General features: G+C 30.9%; 19 protein-coding genes. 6 read left to right on the forward strand and 13 right to left on the reverse strand.

Going from position 1 to position 19304, the window contains the following annotated elements; all coding sequences use genetic code 11:
- Positions 1-59: 59 nt before the first annotated feature.
- Positions 60-524 (forward strand): bacillithiol transferase BstA, encoded by a 465-nt coding sequence (locus ACVBFA_RS02070; protein ID WP_126122232.1) that lies wholly within the window; start codon positions 60-62, stop codon positions 522-524.
- Positions 525-645: 121 nt separating this feature from the next.
- On the opposite strand, the gene ACVBFA_RS02075 is transcribed toward ACVBFA_RS02070, so the two are convergent.
- Positions 646-1194 carry a GNAT family N-acetyltransferase gene (locus ACVBFA_RS02075; RefSeq protein ID WP_002458624.1) on the reverse strand — a complete coding sequence of 183 codons (549 nt, stop codon included), beginning with the start codon at positions 1192-1194 and terminating at the stop codon, positions 646-648.
- 1328 nt (positions 1195-2522) lie between these two features.
- Between ACVBFA_RS02075 and ACVBFA_RS02080 the strand changes: the two genes are divergently transcribed.
- A complete protein-coding gene (locus tag ACVBFA_RS02080; RefSeq protein ID WP_049383323.1) occupies positions 2523-3887 on the forward strand; it encodes an MFS transporter in 1365 nt (454 codons plus the stop codon).
- Positions 3888-3949: 62 nt separating this feature from the next.
- Here the strand turns inward: ACVBFA_RS02080 and lepB are convergent, their stop codons facing one another.
- The 3 genes from lepB to ACVBFA_RS02095 form a co-directional block, all read right to left on the reverse strand.
- Positions 3950-4528: a signal peptidase I gene (gene lepB / locus ACVBFA_RS02085; protein WP_002447662.1), complete on the reverse strand. Its 579-nt coding sequence runs from the start codon at positions 4526-4528 to the stop codon at positions 3950-3952.
- A gap of 65 nt (positions 4529-4593) precedes the next feature.
- Positions 4594-5238, reverse strand: a complete 645-nt coding sequence (locus tag ACVBFA_RS02090) for a hypothetical protein (RefSeq protein WP_046044521.1) — start codon at positions 5236-5238, stop codon at positions 4594-4596.
- A 15-nt stretch (positions 5239-5253) separates the two neighbouring features.
- Complete coding sequence (locus ACVBFA_RS02095; protein WP_002474869.1) at positions 5254-5634, reverse strand: LptM family lipoprotein; 381 nt, start codon at positions 5632-5634, stop codon at positions 5254-5256.
- 293 nt (positions 5635-5927) lie between these two features.
- Here ACVBFA_RS02095 and ACVBFA_RS02100 point away from each other — a divergent pair, with 293 nt between their 5' ends.
- From ACVBFA_RS02100 to ACVBFA_RS02110, 3 genes are read left to right on the forward strand one after another with little or no spacing between them, the layout of a single operon-like run.
- Positions 5928-6686: an ABC transporter ATP-binding protein gene (locus tag ACVBFA_RS02100; protein WP_002458531.1), complete on the forward strand. Its 759-nt coding sequence runs from the start codon at positions 5928-5930 to the stop codon at positions 6684-6686.
- Positions 6676-8556, forward strand: coding sequence for an ABC transporter permease (locus tag ACVBFA_RS02105; protein ID WP_002499498.1), 1881 nt, complete (start codon positions 6676-6678; stop codon positions 8554-8556). The genes ACVBFA_RS02100 and ACVBFA_RS02105 overlap by 11 nt, the downstream gene beginning before the upstream one ends.
- A gap of 44 nt (positions 8557-8600) precedes the next feature.
- Entirely contained in the window at positions 8601-8792 is a 192-nt protein-coding gene (locus ACVBFA_RS02110) for a VraH family peptide resistance protein (protein WP_001831751.1), read from the forward strand.
- Positions 8793-8871: 79 nt separating this feature from the next.
- On the opposite strand, the gene lip is transcribed toward ACVBFA_RS02110, so the two are convergent.
- From lip to ACVBFA_RS02130, 4 genes are all read right to left on the reverse strand, one after another.
- A complete protein-coding gene (gene lip / locus ACVBFA_RS02115) occupies positions 8872-10917 on the reverse strand; it encodes a YSIRK-targeted triacylglycerol lipase (protein ID WP_070845769.1) in 2046 nt (681 codons plus the stop codon).
- A gap of 998 nt (positions 10918-11915) precedes the next feature.
- Complete coding sequence (locus tag ACVBFA_RS02120) at positions 11916-13112, reverse strand: ABC transporter permease (protein WP_126122278.1); 1197 nt, start codon at positions 13110-13112, stop codon at positions 11916-11918.
- On the reverse strand, positions 13105-13791 hold the full coding sequence (locus ACVBFA_RS02125; protein WP_070845767.1) for an ABC transporter ATP-binding protein: 687 nt from the start codon (positions 13789-13791) through the stop codon (positions 13105-13107). The genes ACVBFA_RS02120 and ACVBFA_RS02125 overlap by 8 nt, the downstream gene beginning before the upstream one ends.
- Positions 13788-14906, reverse strand: a complete 1119-nt coding sequence (locus tag ACVBFA_RS02130; RefSeq protein WP_002501618.1) for an efflux RND transporter periplasmic adaptor subunit — start codon at positions 14904-14906, stop codon at positions 13788-13790. Before ACVBFA_RS02130 ends, ACVBFA_RS02125 begins: the two co-directional genes overlap by 4 nt.
- Before the next feature lie 237 nt (positions 14907-15143).
- Between ACVBFA_RS02130 and ACVBFA_RS02135 the strand changes: the two genes are divergently transcribed.
- Positions 15144-15773 carry a YIP1 family protein gene (locus tag ACVBFA_RS02135; protein WP_002447653.1) on the forward strand — a complete coding sequence of 210 codons (630 nt, stop codon included), beginning with the start codon at positions 15144-15146 and terminating at the stop codon, positions 15771-15773.
- Positions 15774-15963: 190 nt separating this feature from the next.
- On the opposite strand, the gene ACVBFA_RS02140 is transcribed toward ACVBFA_RS02135, so the two are convergent.
- The 5 genes from ACVBFA_RS02140 to noc form a co-directional block, all read right to left on the reverse strand.
- Positions 15964-16533, reverse strand: a complete 570-nt coding sequence (locus ACVBFA_RS02140; RefSeq protein WP_002447652.1) for a helix-turn-helix transcriptional regulator — start codon at positions 16531-16533, stop codon at positions 15964-15966.
- A gap of 219 nt (positions 16534-16752) precedes the next feature.
- Entirely contained in the window at positions 16753-17292 is a 540-nt protein-coding gene (locus ACVBFA_RS02145; RefSeq protein WP_002447651.1) for a TetR/AcrR family transcriptional regulator, read from the reverse strand.
- Positions 17258-17653 carry a DUF3147 family protein gene (locus ACVBFA_RS02150; RefSeq protein ID WP_001831775.1) on the reverse strand — a complete coding sequence of 132 codons (396 nt, stop codon included), beginning with the start codon at positions 17651-17653 and terminating at the stop codon, positions 17258-17260. Before ACVBFA_RS02150 ends, ACVBFA_RS02145 begins: the two co-directional genes overlap by 35 nt.
- 15 nt (positions 17654-17668) lie before the next feature.
- Positions 17669-18028: a DUF3147 family protein gene (locus ACVBFA_RS02155; protein ID WP_001831810.1), complete on the reverse strand. Its 360-nt coding sequence runs from the start codon at positions 18026-18028 to the stop codon at positions 17669-17671.
- A gap of 400 nt (positions 18029-18428) precedes the next feature.
- Positions 18429-19268, reverse strand: coding sequence for a nucleoid occlusion protein (gene noc, locus ACVBFA_RS02160; protein ID WP_002447649.1), 840 nt, complete (start codon positions 19266-19268; stop codon positions 18429-18431).
- Positions 19269-19304: the final 36 nt, after the last annotated feature.

Consider the following 19304-nt stretch of genomic DNA (forward strand, 5'->3'; position numbering starts at 1 on the left):
TGCTACCTTTTTAATGGGTATTTTTAGTAATACCATCGATATATAAAAGGAGTAATATGATGAGTAATATCACAGTTTATAATGTCATTGAATTGGGCGTAAACAATCTTTTAGCCGATTATGACAATTGGAATGTTGAAGAAGTATTAGATAAAGAAACTCAACATTTCCCAAACACTTTACATTGGCAATATGGTCATGTATTAACAATCTTTGAACAAGCATTATCATTAGGCAATCAACATGTCGTAGATGTTGAAAAATATAATAAATTGTTTGGATATGGTTCAAATCCTAGAGACTGGAAAGGACAAGATGTACCTGCTATCAACGAAATCAAACAACACATTCAAACATTACCAGAACGTGCTAAAAAATTAACACACGAGCAGTTAGCTCAGAAATTAGACCAACCTATCGCAGGTTGTAACACACTTGATGAATTATTAATGTTAAATGCTATCCATGTGCCTTTACACATTGGTAAAATTGAAGAAATGACACGTGTACTTCGTGAAAAATAAGCATAATATATTTAAGCGTCTGGATTATCATCTCTAGACGCTTTTAAAGTTGTTAGAGGATTATCAAATTTTATTTGAATGCTTTCGCTAAAACAAAGATAAACATATCTTTCGAGGAGTTTTATCTAGTATACGTACATTCTTCTCTCAACAAGCTAAAAACATAACTATCTGAGAATTCTCCTTGTAAACGTTCATTACTTCTCAATATACCTTCTTGTGTAAACCCCAGTCTTATAGGTATAGCTCGACTTTTCTTATTTTTGGTAGACATTCGTATTTCAATACGATTAATATCATATTCTTCATATACATAACGAATTAAAGCTTTAGTACATTTAGTCATAATACCTTTCTTTTGAAAGTCTTCAGCTAAATAATAACCAATTGAAGTTGTTTTATTAACTAAATCTAAGTAATGCAATCCTATGACTCCAATCAATTCTTTATTACTCCATATTCCACAATGAAATCCATTACCATCGATAAATTGTTGCAACGCCGAATGGATAAAGTGTTTACTATCTTCAACCTTCTTCGTATGTTCAACAAAAGGTAGAAATTCAGCTAGATAGTCACGATTGCTATCTACTAATTTAAATAACTGTTCTGCTTCTCGTTCTTCTAATATTTTTAATTTAATATTTTTATTTATTTGATAACTAAACATACAAAACCACCCCTTTTTTTAGAATTTTCTGTTATTTTAGTATACACGAATATAGGATTATGTCATAAAACTTGATTACTAGAATTCGATATTCTCTAAGTCATAAGTGTGTATGTAGTTCTCTTGTTTCTATTGTCTTATACCTACAACCAATATTAGAGTGAAAAAGCTTAACTTAAGATAGATAATCATCAACAACACAAACGTTAAAAACACAGAGAAAACTTTTTTAAAATATACTTCTCAATATTGATTAGTAAAATCCAAAAATTGTATTTATTTTTATAGATGTCTTAGAAACTTTACATTTTCTATAGAATTTTCGTTGATAAGAGAGTTAAAACAAGGTTTTTACAAACAACTTGAAAAATAAATTGAACCACCACAGATTTAAATTAATCTTTATCAAACTTCGATACAGTCTTAACTATAAATTTTTAATATTTACCAAATGTATTCATAAATAAAGCTTAAATTATAGGATTGTTTGGAAATATGTATCATGGAAAAGACTATTACCTGTAAGTGCTAGAAACCTCAAAATAGTGATAGTCAATTTTATACAAAAACTTGAAAAATCTATCTAATTTTTCAAACCCAAAGACAAAGCGATTGGGCTAGATGATTTTTCTTTCAGAACTTTCCTGTAGAAAATCTTTACGTTAAGAAATTTTTGAAATTATCTAATACGTTTAAAATGATATCTAGTCAATCTCAATGAAGAAGATACTAAGAAATTTGAGGAATTCGAGTGATAAAATTTGTTTCAATTGCGAGGATATTCTATATATTTATTCATTTTAAAAATGAACCTTTCTCAAAAACCAAATGCTTTCTAAACTATTGCAAAAATCGAATTGCTTTTCATTTATTAAATAATACAACAAATTTATATTTAATCAAAAGACTTTTCTAATTAGATTATTTGAACTTATTAAAAAATATACAACCTTTAACAATACGCATACACAGAAAATATCTTTATTTATTAATAAATTTCTAAAAAATTAAATCTTTTACTTTCGTAATAAATTAAACGTAATTTATCATACAATTTATCCCTCCAACATTTAAAAGTGTTGATAGCAAATAAACAGCTATGATTATCACACAATTCTGTAAATTATACACATACGATCAAGCTATTGTGGATAATTTCACCCTTACTTAAACATTGCTATAACAACTTTTTTATTTTTCACCTTTCTAGTTATCCACAAATCACTTCTCATCTTTAAAAACATTAATAATTTTTTAATCTTAATTTTATATTGAATTAACGACCTTGGATTACGATTGAAAAGAAGATGAAAATAAGGGATGAAAATATGAATTTCGTTAAATCAAAAACTGACTTATTTAGACTCATAGACGATGAAGCTCAAACATCGACATCTAAGGTGGTTTTATTCTTAATATTAGGAACTATATTTTTAGATGCATATGATATTACTATTTTAGGTACAATGACTGATCAACTCACTCAACAGTTTCATTTATCACCAGCAACGCTATCTATAGTAATGACCTCTTTACCTATTGGTGCATTATTTGGTGCATTACTTGGTGGTACATTAGCATATCAGTTTGGACGCAAGCGCATTTTATCAATTGCCTTACTAACACTCACTGTAACGTCTCTTGGTGCAGCATTCGCACCAAATGTAATTATTCTAATAATATGTCGTTGTGTAATGGGGTTTGCTATTGGAATGGATAGTCCAGTTGCTTTCACTTTTATTGCGGAAATAAGTAATTTAAAGCATAAAGGAAGAAATGTTAATTATTGGCAAGTCGTTTGGTATGTTGCAATAGTTACTTCTGCTTTAGTGGTCATTGCGTTCTTTATGCTAGGGGCTGGTGCACATTTGTGGAGATATGCAGTTGGATTTGGTGCATTTATTGCTTTTGTCTTATACATCTTGCGAATTAAATATTTACACGAAAGTCCGACATGGGTGATTAATCATTATTCTTTAGAAAAAGCAACTGAATTTGTAAGAAAATATTATCATAAAGACATCCACCTAGAGGGAACGCTTGACGATGATTTAAGTTCTGATGTGACTTCGCCTCAAAATTCTTGGACAGACTTATTTAAACCGAGATATATAAAAAGAATTATCCTGGCAACCGCAATTTCAACGTTACAAGGTATGCAGTACTATGGTGTTGGTTTATACATACCTATTATTGCAACCTATCTTATTAGTAAAGAAAAAATAGGTGTATTATTAGGCACTGCCATAGTCAATATAGCAGGTATTCTAGGCGCATATTTAGGTGCTCAATTGACTTATAAATTAGGTACACGGAAGCTTACAATGATAGGCTTCACACTTGTTTTAATTTCAATGGTATGTGTAGGACTCTTTTATCATCATCTACCAATGCTTCTTAACACTTTCCTTATTGGATTATTTCTATTTGGCCATTCAGGAGGTCCTGGTACTCAAGGGAAAACAATTGGCGCCTTATCATTCCCCACTCATTTACGTTCACAAGCTACTGGCTTTGTAGAATCTGTAAGTCGTACTGGTAGTATCATAGGCACTTTTGTCTTTCCAATCATACTTGCTGCGGTAGGTCTAACGAATACTATGTTAATCTTGTCCATTGTCCCTTTACTCGGAATTATCATAACAGTATCTATAAAATGGGAAGCTGTCGGTAAACATATTGAAGTAGAGTAAATATTAAAAAACCCCTTAGTACGCATGTCATTGAAAATATGCACTAAGAGGTTTTTATTTAATTAGTTAGGAAATGTTCCAGGATTAAAACTACCACCCCACCGATTAAATGGCCAGTATCTCAAAACTACTTTTCCAACAACTTGATTTTTATCTAAAAGACCTACTTCATCCATACGACTGTCAATACTGTTTTGACGATTATCACCTAAAACCAAGTATTTACCGTTAGGAATTTTCATATTGCCATTCGTACCCTTAAGATCTTTAGAATTAAAGTTTTCCGTTAGATATTCTCCAACTTTATGTTTTTTATTTTCACTTAAATAAGGCTCATCTACTTTTTTACCGTTTAAATATAGTTGATCTTTTTTATATTCTACTGAATCACCTGGTTTACCAATAAGTCGCTTAATATAATCCTGCTTCGCGTTAGCATGAAAAATCACTACATCTCCTGTATCAATATGATCAAGCGTTTTTGCTATACGACTTACTATCACTTTTTCTCGATTTTCAAATGTTGGATGCATAGACGCTCCTTTGACTGTATAAGAAGCAAATAAAAACTTTTGCACAAGTGTGACGATTACAATTGCAACGATTATGGCTACAATCCATTCTATTATTTCTTTCTTCATTATTATAGCTCCCTTGATATGTTTTTATGTCATTTATCACTGAGCTTACATGGGCTCATAAAAGATTACTGAACAACACCATTTTTAACTTTAATGTGTTTTCCTTTTTCAATTTTGTCATATTGTTTTTTAGGTACAACAACGACACGCTTTCCTTGTTTGGTCTTTACAGTAACAGTATAAAGTTTCTCATGAGGCTTCATTTGTTGTTTCAACATATTAAATTGAGCATCTACACTGTTTTTCTTTTCATGTTGATTTAAAAACGAATATGCAAAGATATAATAGAATAACCAATTATTATAATAAGTTGTAGCTATATATTGAGACGAATACGGTGCACTTGAATCATATGGCCTTTGAGATGGCATTAAAGAACGAGATTGTGCTTTTTGGCTTGATACACTCTGTTGTCCTTTATTTTTGGTTGCTGTTACACGACTTGATTTTGTCGCTTGTTGGGCAGCACGCTGACTAGATTGTTGTGCATTACGAGACGCATTTACTGCACTAGAACGACTCATACTTGTACTTGAAGAAGTTGAACCTCTAGATGCAGAAGCTGCACTGCTACTTGAACTAGAACTTGCCGAACTGGAACTACTCGTTCCGCCCGATGTTGTTGCATGAGAATATGTACTGACAATACTTAAAGAAGACGTGAGAAATACCATCATTACGCAACTTGTTTTGTATAATAGCTGTTTCATTTTGTCACCTTTCTTTTACTTCGTAACTTCATCTTTCGAAATGGCTTTGCCTTCAACATCATCATCACCATAAATCATATATGGTGGTCGGTATACATGAATTTTCTTCCCATCTTTTACAATATATGGTTTTTTATTACCATCATCTAGTATATGTTCATACACGTGATCTAAATCAGCTTTTTCTATATGTGATTTACCTTTTTTATCTTTATATTTAATCTCAACATTTGGCGTTTCAGAATCTCCATCATTTAATATTTCATAATAAACATAATCATATTTATCAGATTTTTGACTTTCCTTAGATGGCTCTTTTTGTTTTCCAGAACCTCCACATGCACTTAAAGTAACAGTTATGGTAAGTATACTTATGATCATAAATACTTTTTTCATATTAATACTCCTTTTCTCCATTTATAAATTCATAATAAATTATAACAAACAATTTTTAAATTATTATTAATGATTAACTAAAACCTTATTTTTAAAAATTCAGTTTAAATTAAGCGTCATGGATAATCCGGCAAATTAAACCAAAAGCATACACTTATATGTATTTTGATAAATTATAAAACAAGTATCTTTCAAACATGTAAGTTTCATGTCTATAAATGTAAGTTTAGATAAAGGCAAGGAGGTCACAACCATCCTACAATTTAAATATAGATAACTAAAGGAGTGAGAGGATGGCTATTTTAACAGCAAATCAATTATCAAAAGTATATGGTCACAAACAAAAATATCGAGCTTTAAATAATATAAGTTTTTCAGTTGAAAAAGGGGAATTCGTAGCTGTCATGGGTCCATCTGGATCAGGTAAAACGACTTTACTCAATGTGTTAAGTTCAATAGATACTATTTCAGGTGGAACTGTGGAAGTTGAAGGCAAAGAAATTAATAAACTGAGCCACAAAGAAGTGGCAAATTTTCGAAAACAACATCTCGGTTTTATTTTTCAAGATTATAGCGTTTTACCCACATTAACAGTAAAAGAAAATATTATGCTACCACTCTCAGTACAAAAATTCCATAAATATGAAATGGAACAAAATTATAAAGAAGTGGCTGAGGCATTAGGTATTTATAACCTGGGAAATAAATATCCAAGTGAAATTTCTGGCGGTCAGCAACAACGTACGGCGGCTGCCCGAGCATTCGTCCATAAACCAACGATCATTTTCGCAGATGAACCTACTGGCGCCTTAGATTCTAAAAGTGCCCAAGATTTGTTACACCGTCTAGAAGATATGAATAAACAATTTAATTCAACCATTATGATGGTGACACATGATCCTTCAGCGGCTAGTTACGCTGAGAGAGTCATTATGTTGAAAGACGGTGATATACACTCAGAAATCTACCAGGGTAACGATTCAAAACAAACATTTTACCAAGAAATTATGAAACTTCAAACCGCACTAGGTGGTGTCACTCATGACATTTAACCAACTTATCCTTAAAAATTTAAGAAAAAATATTAAGCATTATGGAATGTTTCTATTTTCATTATTGATTAGCATTATACTTTATTTTAGTTTCTCAACTTTAAAATATTCACATAGTATTAATAACTCAGATTCTTCAACTATTATTAAAAATGGTGCCACAATTGGTGCTACAATTCTTTTTATCATTATTGTTGTTTTCTTAATGTATGCAAATCATTTATTTATTAAAAGGCGTACAAAAGAGTTTGCCTTATACCAACTGATAGGTTTAACACGTAGAAATATTCTAAGAATGCTCAATATAGAACAACTAGTATTTTTTATTGTAACAGGAATTTTAGGCACTTTAATTGGTATTTTTGGTTCAAAACTTTTACTTGTTATCGCTTCTAAATTAATGAAGTTAAACACACATATCTCTATTGGCTTTGAACCCCAAGCTATACTTATTACTATCGTAATGTTAGCTGTCGCTTTTTTATTGATAATGATACAAAATTACATTTTCTTAAAAAAACACAGCATTTTAGCTTTGATGAAAGACAATTATACCCCGGAAGCTACCCAAAAACGAATAACTACGTTTGAAGCAATCAGCGGTGTTTTAGGAATTATAATGATAGTATTTGGATATTATATGTCTACTGAAATGTTTGGTGTTTTTAAAGCCTTAACAACTGCTTTGATTACACCTTTTAGCATACTTTTCTTAACTATTATAGGTGCTTTCTTATTCTTTAGAAGTTCTGTATCACTTATTTTTAAAACGCTAAAACATATTAAACATGGTCGTGTAAATATCACAGACGTTGTCTTTACATCATCTATCATGCACAGAATGAAGAAAAATGCGATGTCTCTTACAGTTATTGCTATCATTTCAGCTTTCACTGTTAGTATTCTTTGCTTCGCGGCAATTACACAATCTAATACTAATACAACTTTAGAAATGACTTCTCCAGATGATTTTAATATAAGCCAGAATAAAATAGCTACGCAATTTAAACATAAACTAGATCAAGGAAATTTAAAATATCATCAACGGACTTATGAAGTAATCAATCCAAAAACATTAAGCGACCACGTCATGAAGAGTAAGAATGGTTCTGATATGTCTACTAATACAACATCACTAATGATGAACTCACATCTCAAGGGTCATGAAGCTAAAATAACGAATATACAATCATCAACGGGATTAATAGATATTCATTTAAATCATAAGATAACAGTTAAAGGAAAATCTAAACAATCTATTATCGTTAAAGACAAAGATGACTCTAAAATATATCCATCACAATTATCATTTGGAGCTCCTATAGTTGAGGTGAGCCCGGAGGTCTATAACACATTAAAAACTGACAATATTGTTAATAAGATGTACGGTTTTAATTTCAATACTCACAAAGATGTGAAAAAAGCAGAAAAAATTGCCTCAAAAGTTAATCGTAATATTGTGTCGCACGATGAATATAAGAAATTTATAAACCAAAGCAATGGCATACTTATCTTTGTAACATCATTCTTAGGAATAGCGTTTTTAATGGCTGCTGGTTGTATTATTTACATTAAACAAATGGATGAAACTGAGGATGAACTTGATAACTTTAAGATATTACGTCGTATAGGATTTACCTACACTGATATGTCTAAAGGTTTACTATTAAAAATTGCATTTAATTTTGGATTACCGCTTCTCATTGCTTTATTACATGCATTATTTGCAGCACTTGCATTTATGAAACTTCTAGGAAATGTCTCAATGTCACCTATATTTATAGTAATGATTATATATACAGTTGTTTATTTCATTTTTGCTATGATTTCATTTATACACTCGAGTCGTATGATTAAGCATTCTATTTAGTAACTCAATTCACAAAATTATTTTAATAAAGGACGGTTTTTACTATGAAATTCAAAGAATTAATCAAACAATCATATGAGGATTTAAAAAATTTAACAATCAATTGGTTTAACGTACTTAGTTTAACTGTAATCATATTTATTTTAAGTAACATTGTCACACCGCTTATTGGTATACCTGTGGGTTTACTCGGTGGTGCATATATCCTAAAGAGACGTGAAGAGAAAAATAAATAACCATAATACAAAAGCCCTCAATAGAGAGGTCAGTGTGACCTCTCTATATTATGAGGGTTTTCTTATACTATAAATAAAATTATTTATTTGTAATACCGTCAGCTTCTTCGATTCTCATGATATTATCCATAATACCTAGATAGAATTGACCTAATTCTCTACCTGTATGTGTTAAATCAAATGCATCCATACCTACTAAATCTAAATGGTCCCAATCATGTTGAACAGGTCTCACTTGCCAAACTCCTTTATCAGTAGCTGGTGTATGATCATCAACTTTTTTAAAGGCTTGATTAGAAGGATGTTGTGATGATATAACTGGAACTACACCATCATTCGGTCTAATTTCTTTGTTTGCATCCTTACCAATAATACGACTGGTTAAGTTCAACAAAAGAATTTCACTAGAATTAGGTAATTCATTACCAAGAGGTCCTGTGTGCGTCGCAGACCCCGTATAAGTAGTGTAGACAATATTAGGATTTAGACTTGTTTGTTGATTAATTTTTTCAGCACCTTGCGTTGTCAGATCATTAACAGCTTGATCTTCAGTATTCCAAATCTTACTTTTGGATACACGTTCCGCATAATCAATGTAGCTTTCATTTGGTTGTTGTTTTAATCCCCATTGAGAAAAACCTAAATCTATATCTACATCTTTACCACCACTTAATCTACCAATACGATTAATCGTTTCTTTTACAAGTTTACGTGTGCCAATTTTATCTGCCGCCGGTGTACCATTATGTGGTGTGCCAAGTGTAGTAATTGAAGCAACCATATTATCTTTACCACCTGTAAATAAATCGGATATAGTACCTCCATGTTGACGTTGATATTCTATTTCTTCTTGGTTACCATTTCTTAAGAACTCTTCCATTTGACGAATGGTTTGACCACCCATACTATGTCCTATAAAATGAATTTTTTTGCCAGGTTCCCAATCACGCATGATACCCTTGTATGTTCGACCATAGCGATGATGACCATATTTAGCTGCATGCGCTGCGCCGTAATCAACACGTCCTCCTTTGACATAGTAATATAATTCTACTGCGCGATCATAGTTACTACTAAAAGCACCGATATTTGCTTCATGTACATTGTAACCCTCATTAGTTAAATTTCTGTCAATATTGTATTTTGTACCACCCCAATATTTTGGAGCTAAACTAAATTGATTATCACCTGCAAAGCCTAGGAAACCATGGACAAATACGACTGGATATTGGTTTTTGAACTGTGCTTGATGTGTAGACTGATGATTTTGATTAGAATTTGCTGATTGCTTTTGTGTCTCCCTTGTTGTACTTCTATTAGATTGTTCTTTTGTAGCTACTTGATGATGATTTTTTTGTGATGTTGATGTATCATTTTTAGGCTCTTGAGTATGTTGTCTAGCATCTTGAGTGTCATTAGTTTTTTTAGAATCAACGTTATTTGTCTGTTCATTTTCAGTTGTTTGAATTTGATGTTTTGTTGTTTTTTCTTGAGGGAGCTGTTTAGAACTATCTTGTTTAGCTTTTGATTGTGTTTGATATGTAGAATCATTAGACGGCTTTTGTAATTTCACTAATGGCTGATCGATTTCTTCTGAGTCGCTATCTTTTGTTCCTATTGATTGATTATGACTGTTAGAACTCTGAGTATGTTGATTGCTCGCCTTTGAAGTTTGGTCTTCACCTTTTATGTCATTATTTTCTCTCTCATTTGATTGAGTAGCTACGTCTTGTTGATTTACATTTTTAGACGGTTGGACGTCTTGTTTTACTGAGCTTTCTTCTTCTACTTTTGGCTGATTTGCTGTCTCATCACTTTTCAGTTGTGCACTTTCAGCTACAGAATGTTGGTTGTTTTGATTTGTTTTAGATTGATCAATTGTTTGTACTTTTTGACTATCAGCAGTACCTTGTTTTGAAGCTTTTAGCGTTTCTTCTACCTTATCATTTTTTAATTGTTGTGTTGTTTGCGAGTCTTCTGGGTGTGCATCCGCATGTTGCACTGAAATTTCAGCTGCTTGAGCTTGTTGCCCTCCGATGAAAATTGTTACACCTGTAATAATTGATACTACTCCCACTGCGTACTTTCTAATGCTAAATCTTTTTATTCTATTATTATTTTTCAAAGAAATCACCTCTATAAGATTTTTCCCTTATAAAGAATGAAAAAATAACTGCTAAATTCAAAATAACATATAAGTCATTAATTTTTTTAACTAATTTAGTTAAATTTTTGTTAACTTTTTAGTTTTTAAAACATTTTATTGATTCTATTACAGCATTTAAACTAATTCAATACATTATTTTTAATTATATTTATCTATTTTATCGCATTAATCACAATTAAAATTGATAAAACGATATTATTAATAACAATTCAGGTATCATTAAATGAAAAAAGTAGCATGAGAAACATTTTAAATAACTAATCTTAGTTTTTGAGGTGAGTCTTCACAATGTTTAAAGTTATATATATCATCTCAAATTTTCAAATGACCTTTCTATATTTTGCTCGATAGACAATACTCTTGTATATCCTACAATAATGAGTTTTTACCTCACAAAATCAAAACCACCCGTACAAACGGATGGTTTACTTTTCATCTATAATTTTTTCTATTGATCAACCACTATTCGTGCGCTGATAGTAATCTAACTACATTAGCTTTTTTATTTTTCCTGAAAATAATTATAAATACCCTTCTATAGAAATTTAATCTATATCAATATTTTCTAATAATTAATTACGAATATAATATTTAATCACTTTATATTTCCATATCTATTTTTTAAATTCATATTACGAATTAATTAAAGCTTGTGCTAATTTTAGTTAATACATACACTACTTTTATCTTTTTATTCAATTCATGAAAATTAAATTTTTTGCATTCTTCAACTGACCGATAGATAGTCAAAAATAAGTATTCATGTATACATTAACCCCCTCTACTTGAAACAGTGAGGGGGTATAGGTGATAAAGGCTAATAACTACTATGCTCTCAAATTATCGTGTGTACTTAACCATTAAGTAATATAATGCAACAGTATAAACACTAATAGCTGTGTTAACAAGAATTTCGACCATATGGTACCTTACGATAAACCATTCTATGTTATAAATTATTTAATAATATCAATTAATTCTTTTTTAGAAGCTGAACGTGCGGGTATCCAACCGAAAATGATGCCTATCAATGTTGATACACCTACAGCTAGGATGACGGAACCTAGACTGACGGAACTCTTAACCATTTCAGGTGTCACGAGATCAATCAATGTAGCAATAATAATACCTAGAATTAATCCGATGATACCACCTATGAGACATAACACAACACTTTCTACTAAGAATTGTATTTCAATATCTCGACCTTTAGCGCCAAATGCACGACGAATTGCAATCTCTTCTGTTCGTTCAGTGACTGAAATATACATGACATTCATCACACCAATACCTGCAATAAAGAGTGATATTCCCGCAACAGCAGCGACAAAGTAAGTAATCGTGTCTAAGACTGAACCTATCGTTTTCATCACCGCTTCATTATCTTCATAACTATATTGACCTTCAGATACGCCAGTTCCTTTTTTATTCAACGCTTTTTCGACCTTTTTACCTACGTCTTTCTTATCTGAACCTTTTTCAACTGTAACTAATAATTGAGGCATACCTTGTGTCAAATTGCCCATATATTTATTAAATGTTTTTGTAGGTATTTGAATTAATGACTCAATAGGCATCCCACTTTCATCAACTTCTGAGCTATCAGAGACGCCTACGACTTTAAACCCTTCTCCATTTACATAGATAGATTGACCCATTGCATGATTATTAAATACTTTTTTAGCAATTTTTTTATCTATAACGGCTACTTTTTCTAGCACTTCATTATCATCATTCGTAAATCCTTTTCCTTCATCTACATCTGTCAGTTTATCAACCTTTTTTAAACTAGCATCACTACTGCCATGTGTATTCGTAATTTTGACTGAATATGTGCTATCTTTATCCTCTTTTACTTTAGCACTCTTAACACCATTAACCTGTTCAACAACACTCATATCCTCTAGCTTAAATGGATTGTTTTTAGGTGCATCCATATTTTCTGTCATGTAGGAAATTGAAGCTTGATTTTTACCAGCTCCAGCATTATTGAATTGCTCAGTCGTTGACTTCTTAAAACCATTTCCCAACGACATGATAGTAATTACTGATGCGATACCAATAATGATTCCAATCATCGTAAAGATATTACGTCGTTTGTTTTTTAAAATGGAACGAATAGCAACTGATATGACATTTGAAAAGTTACTCACGTGTCAACACCTCTTCCTCTTGCACACGTCCATCCAAAATATGGATAATACGATCAGCTTTTTCCGCCACTTCACGATCATGCGTTACCATAATAATAGTTGTATTCTGTTCTTTGTTCAGTTTTACGAAAAGATCCATAATATCTTGAGATGTCTTCGAATCAAGAGCGCCAGTAGGTTCATCGGCAATAATAAACTTAGGGTCATTAATAATTGCCCGGGCAATAGCTACACGTTGTTGTTGCCCTCCTGACAATTTATTTGGTAAGAGATGCTCTTTACCTTTGAGACCGACGTCATGAAGTCCGTCTAAAACTTTGCTTTTTCTCGCTTTATTACTCAAACCATTATAAATTAGCGGAATACTTACATTTTCTAAAATAGTGTTATTTTGAATCAATTTAAAATTCTGAAAGACGAAACCTACAGTATGATTTCGAATTTCTGCGAGCTTATTATCTGAGCTTTTTTGATAATTCTCATTGTTAAAAAAGTATTCTCCTTCATAACCACGATCAATAAATCCCAAGATATTAATTAACGTACTTTTACCTGAACCAGACGGACCCATGATAGCAATAAATTCACCTTCATCAATATGAATATCTATGTCTTTTAAAATATGATTTGATTCATTTCCATTTTTAAAGTGTCGATTGATTTTTCTCAATTCAATCATGATGACACCTCTACTTTTTCTCCATCATTTAAATTACCTTTTGGTTTTTTAATGACTTTATCGCCAGATTTCAATCCTTTTTTCACAATGATTTCACCATTATTACGTTCTATTTTAATTTCACGTTTGTGAACTTTATTATTCTTATCAACGACAAATACGTTATTATCTTTTGTTAACACGTTATTTGGTAACTTTTTAGTTTTAAGAGGGATTTTAGCATCCATAGAGAAGCCAGATCTCACGGGTATATCTAAATCACCAATAATAACTTTATATTTTGATGTTTCGCCACTTTTACCACCTGTTGGCTGATTAATTGTAGGATTAGATGCCGTCATTTCAGTTCCTTCTTCACTATCACCTTGTGCCCCTGATTGTGCCGATGATGCTGCACTATCGTCACTTGTATCATAGCTTGTAGGAAGTTCGTCTATTTTAAGGATTTTGCCTTTTCCTTTTTTACCTGTGCTATTTACAGTGACATCTACTTCATCGCCTTCTTTAATTTTATTAATATCAAACTCTGTGATTGTTGCGTTAATTTGAGGATTTGAAGAAATTAATTGCAAAATAGGTTGCCCTTCACCTACATCTGAATCATTTTTAATATTGATTTTACCATCGAATGATGCATTCATGCTGTCATTGAGTTGTCTGTCATATTGTGACAATGACTGCTGAGCTTCATTTAAAGCACTTTGATCTTGAGTCAATTTAACTTGTAATTGATTATTGTTAGGACTTTGATTTACTTTTTGATAATCATCATTAACTTGAGATTGTGCTTGATTCACTTTGTTCACTAGTTGTTGGCGTTTATTCCCATTTGTATCATAATTGATGATACGTTCACCCTGTTTAACTGTTTGACCATCTTGTACTGAAACACTTAAGAAATTACCCACAGATTGATTATTATTATAAGTTTTCACAGATTCTGGAGACGCTTTGCCTTCTAAACTAATAGGTGTCTCTTTTCTTACTGTATATGTATCGTAAGCCTTACTATCTTTACTACCTGAACCATTAACTTGTTTTAATATAAAAGCAGCAATGATTAATACGACAATAATTACAATACCAATGATGCTCCACAATAGTTTTTTATTCATATATATTCTCCTTGTGTAATAGATTCACAAGAAAATGATAACACACTTGTAAAATTATTAATCTTTTATATGTAGAAAAATCACTAAATCTTATAATTTTTAATATAGTAGCAATCATTTTGTCTTTAAATTAGTATTAGTAATTATATTTAATTAAATTTAAGGATTTTACATTTTATATTATGTAATAAAATGTTACCATCAAACTAACCTAAATAAGTAAAGGAGATATATTACATGAGTACACAGGAATTAAAAGAAAATGATATTCAGAACTCAAGTATTCCATTTGTTAATCATTTTAACAAACTAAGACATCAGCCAAAATGGATACTTAAATCAATCATAATGATAGTATTAGCTATTATTAGCGCTTTCATCACATATAATACTAGCAATGATCTATTAGATAACCAATCGATAGCTAATAGCCAAATGGATGAAAATATGTTTCGTATGACTACAACTATAGGTGCTTTCATAGGAACAATCTTTAGTGTTGTTGTAGTATTTTTAATCTTTTTAGTTATTTCTAAAATATTTAAATCAGATGCCAAAGCGAGCAGTTTATTCTCAGCTGCACTCTCTTATTCAATCATTATTTTAGGATTTACAACTATTATTTCTTTAATTCAAATAGTTTTTGGACTAAAGATAACAGATTATAAGCTTGATAGCTTAAACATTTTTTCAAAGGATAATAAAACACTCATGGCTTTCAGTTTAACTAATCTTTTAAAAGCCTTTTTAACAGGTGTTGTCTATTACTCAACAAGTCGATTATCTAAAAAAACATCTATGATATTAGGAATCGTTGCACTCATCATATTAATAGGATCAGGTATGATAGGTGGAATGAATAGCTAAACGCTGCTATTAAGTGCAATAAAAACTATGTAAGGAAATATTTATGAAAACAATAATCATAATGATTTGTATTATGTGTTGTTTCATATTTCCCATTATTATTATGAGTGGACAAAGCAATAAATAATCATTCTTAGAGTAGGCTGGGTGTCAAATTCAATAGACATCCAGTCTATTCTCTTTTTGATTTTTATAAAAAATAATCAGTTAAAATGATACTTAAGTAACTTATACCGATGATCACACCAACAAAGAAAATAAAAGAAATTAAAGATGTCCATATATATCTAAACTTACTTTTCTGCACCTCTTTAGGATCTTTACCATTAATAAACGCTAATATCCTGTCGTATGTTTCAATATCATTTTTTATTTTAATTTTTTCTAATTTTGTAGAAGCAATGATACCTATTAAAAATACTAAATATGTTATTCCTATTCCTAACCAATGAAAGTAATGAATCATAGGACCTATGAGAACACTCCCCAATACCATTGGAATTATCATCATCCATGTCCAAAAGTCTAATTCTTTTTTAATGTTTTTGATTTGCACGTTTTTCAAATCATCCTCCACCAGTTCGTCTAGAGATACCTTGAAGAGTTGACACATAATAAGTAAATTATGAATATCCGGATAACTTTTATCATTTTCCCAATTTGAAATGGTTTGTCTTGAAACAAACATTTTCTCAGCCAAAAATTCTTGTGAATACCCATCTCTTTCTCTAAATTTTTTGATTTGATTGCTAACATTCATTACGTTAAACTCCTTAATTATGATTTGAAATCATTTAATATTATTATTAAATCAAATCAAGTTTTCTCTACAAAAGCTATCAAATAGTTTTTACGATGTCACTCTTATCATTGTCAAAATGCTTTGACATATTATGGTTAAGGGTTTTAATAGACTGACCTTAGGCTAACCTGTTACATGAAATACAAAAAACGCTCCTCGAAAGAAGCGTTTTTCATATCAATGATATATACGTAGAACTTGATTCAACATCTTTTTAATGTAATTTTCATCGAGAGTTTCAGGTTTAATTAATATATTAAAATAGATGGGTGAGAAGATTAAATCGATAAACAAATCTTGTTCTTCCTCTTTTATATGCTTACGAACAATCTCTTTTAAAACTTTGCGATTATGATTAAAGTAATTAGTCATAAAAGTTTCTCTAGCTTCCATTTGTTGATGACTAATTAATATTTCAATCACAGCACTACCTAGTTTTGTTTTATAGATATCTTTTATTTTTACTAAAAACTGGAATAAATCATCATATAAATTATCTTGATTATGAATCACAATATATTGAGATTGTTCAATAAACGCAGACATGATAATTGAAGATTTATCCTTCCAACGTCTATAAATAGTTGCTTTAGAAATACCAGTATTCTCAGAAATTTGATCTATAGTAATATCTCTAAAATGAGTCGTTTCCAATAAACGTTGAATCTCAGTATAAATTTTTTTATTGATTGTTGGATCTTTTGGTCTTCCAGCCATGTTTATCCCTTCTTTTATGTGCGATGAATTCCACAATTTCAAAAATAATCAATGCACTTACAAACCAAGCTACAAAACCACCAATAATGCTCAATAGCCACATATGTGTAGCTTGTAGTAATCCCCAGGTTGCTAGTATACTACATAAAACTCCTATCATGCCAAAGACTGCACCTCTGCTCACATGCATAGCTACTTCATTGCCAAATTGCATCCCAGTAATACACATTGAAACTAAAAACACTGCAGGAAAGGTTGCAAATATACCTCCAAATTCCTTCCATGGAAGCACGACAGAAACAATATAACTAATTAAAACAGCTAAACCACCAACTGAAAATTTAATAATTGCTAACTTCATTTTTAATCCTCCAATTTAAATATGTCTGACTAAGAAAATCGCAACAGAAATCACAAACCAGCAAAGAATTGCAAATACTGTTCCACTCCTATAATTTTTCTTACCAATAAAAATTGAAGTAAAGAACACTGTTACAATACATGAGACAATCCCAACAATCGCTCCTGTACTTAAATGAATTGACATTTGAATGAGTTGCTGTCCTTTATGGTCTATAGCTAACGCTATAATAGCTGCAAGGTAGACTGCCGGCATAGTGGCAATAATACCACCTAATTTCCCTCCTACTTTATCAGCCATAATTGATGCAAGTGCAACAGCAAATCCTCCGATAACGAAATGTAGTATAGCACTAGAAATTGATATACCAAACACAATAACCCTTCTCATCCATATTTATTAAACGAAACGTATCGTTTACTTTTAGTTTATAGCGTAAATCAATTGTTGTAAATATATTGTTTAAATCACCTAATTTTCTAAATAATAACAATTTTTGTTTCACGTAAAACATTTTAAAGTCACTTTTTATCAATTAAAATATTATAAGTTTATCTACTATAATCACGCTTTCATTGAGTGACACAATACAAGTTATCTTTGCTATGGTTAAGATGTTATTAGGTACATTTAATATGATCATTAATGTTGATATTTGCTATTTAGATATTTTATTACACAGAATTTTTTACCGTTATAATATCAAAGATAATGCACTGTAATACGATAAAAAAGAGCCTGATACATCATCACAATATGTACCAAACTCTTATAATTATTTCTTATATATCTTTATTTTAATTTCATAATAATCTTCATGTTCTTTATCTTTTTGTTCAACGCGTATACCTGATTTTTCTATCGTTTCAATACTCTTACCTAGTTCTTCTTTTGCTTGTGTTACATCTTGAGAAAATTGGAAAGTCTGCGCTTTTACTTTCTCTGGTCCAGTTTTCTGACGTACTCTATCCTCAGTTTGTTTCACATTCAACTTCTGACTAATAACTTGTTCGATTAATTCTTCTTGTGTTTCATCAGGTAATACTAATACCGCTCGTGCATGTCTTTCTGTAATCTTACCTTCACGTAATCTCTTAATCACATTGGGTGCTAACTTCAATAATCTAAGTTTATTAGCAATGAAGCTTTGGCTTTTGCCTAGACTTTTTGCTAATTCATTTTGAGTCGTTTCCCCGATTTCAAGTAACTTTTTATAAGCTTCCGCTTCTTCGACGACAGATAAGTTTTCACGTTGAATATTTTCAATCAATGCAACTACCGCTGTTTCTTCATCATCCATATCTCGAACAATGACATCTACTTGAGGTTTATGCAACGACTGTAATGCTCTAAATCGTCGTTCGCCGGCTATAATTTCGAACATATCTTCTTCAATTGGACGTACAACTATAGGCTGTAATAACCCATGCTCTTCAATAGACTCTGCTAATTCTTTAATCTTATTTGGCTCAAATACTTGTCTAGGTTGATAACGATTGGGTACGATACGTTCAATATGAATGGATTCTACATTATTATTACGTTCTTCTTCAGTATAACCAATGATGTCATCTTTATTTTTTAAACCAAATAATTTTGAAAAAGGTTTCTTCATTATCCATTCTCTCCCTCTCAATTATTTATCATACTA

The sequence above is a fragment of the Staphylococcus sp. MSU001 genome, from assembly GCF_052976705.1.

Excerpts from the sequence above, each read along its gene's own strand:
- ACVBFA_RS02110 (WP_001831751.1), top strand. The coding sequence starts at position 8,601 with ATGAAATTCAAAGAATTAATCAAACAATCATATGAGGATTTAAAAAAT.
- ACVBFA_RS02095 (WP_002474869.1), bottom strand. The coding sequence starts at position 5,634 with ATGAAAAAAGTATTTATGATCATAAGTATACTTACCATAACTGTTACT.
- ACVBFA_RS02145 (WP_002447651.1), bottom strand. The coding sequence starts at position 17,292 with ATGGCTGGAAGACCAAAAGATCCAACAATCAATAAAAAAATTTATACT.
- noc (WP_002447649.1), bottom strand. The coding sequence starts at position 19,268 with ATGAAGAAACCTTTTTCAAAATTATTTGGTTTAAAAAATAAAGATGAC.
- ACVBFA_RS02140 (WP_002447652.1), bottom strand. The coding sequence starts at position 16,533 with ATGAATGTTAGCAATCAAATCAAAAAATTTAGAGAAAGAGATGGGTAT.
- ACVBFA_RS02125 (WP_070845767.1), bottom strand. The coding sequence starts at position 13,791 with ATGATTGAATTGAGAAAAATCAATCGACACTTTAAAAATGGAAATGAA.
- lepB (WP_002447662.1), bottom strand. The coding sequence starts at position 4,528 with ATGAAGAAAGAAATAATAGAATGGATTGTAGCCATAATCGTTGCAATT.
- ACVBFA_RS02070 (WP_126122232.1), top strand. The coding sequence starts at position 60 with ATGAGTAATATCACAGTTTATAATGTCATTGAATTGGGCGTAAACAAT.
- ACVBFA_RS02130 (WP_002501618.1), bottom strand. The coding sequence starts at position 14,906 with ATGAATAAAAAACTATTGTGGAGCATCATTGGTATTGTAATTATTGTC.
- ACVBFA_RS02100 (WP_002458531.1), top strand. The coding sequence starts at position 5,928 with ATGGCTATTTTAACAGCAAATCAATTATCAAAAGTATATGGTCACAAA.
- ACVBFA_RS02090 (WP_046044521.1), bottom strand. The coding sequence starts at position 5,238 with ATGAAACAGCTATTATACAAAACAAGTTGCGTAATGATGGTATTTCTC.
- ACVBFA_RS02135 (WP_002447653.1), top strand. The coding sequence starts at position 15,144 with ATGAGTACACAGGAATTAAAAGAAAATGATATTCAGAACTCAAGTATT.
- ACVBFA_RS02150 (WP_001831775.1), bottom strand. The coding sequence starts at position 17,653 with ATGAAGTTAGCAATTATTAAATTTTCAGTTGGTGGTTTAGCTGTTTTA.
- ACVBFA_RS02105 (WP_002499498.1), top strand. The coding sequence starts at position 6,676 with ATGACATTTAACCAACTTATCCTTAAAAATTTAAGAAAAAATATTAAG.
- ACVBFA_RS02080 (WP_049383323.1), top strand. The coding sequence starts at position 2,523 with ATGAATTTCGTTAAATCAAAAACTGACTTATTTAGACTCATAGACGAT.
- ACVBFA_RS02075 (WP_002458624.1), bottom strand. The coding sequence starts at position 1,194 with ATGTTTAGTTATCAAATAAATAAAAATATTAAATTAAAAATATTAGAA.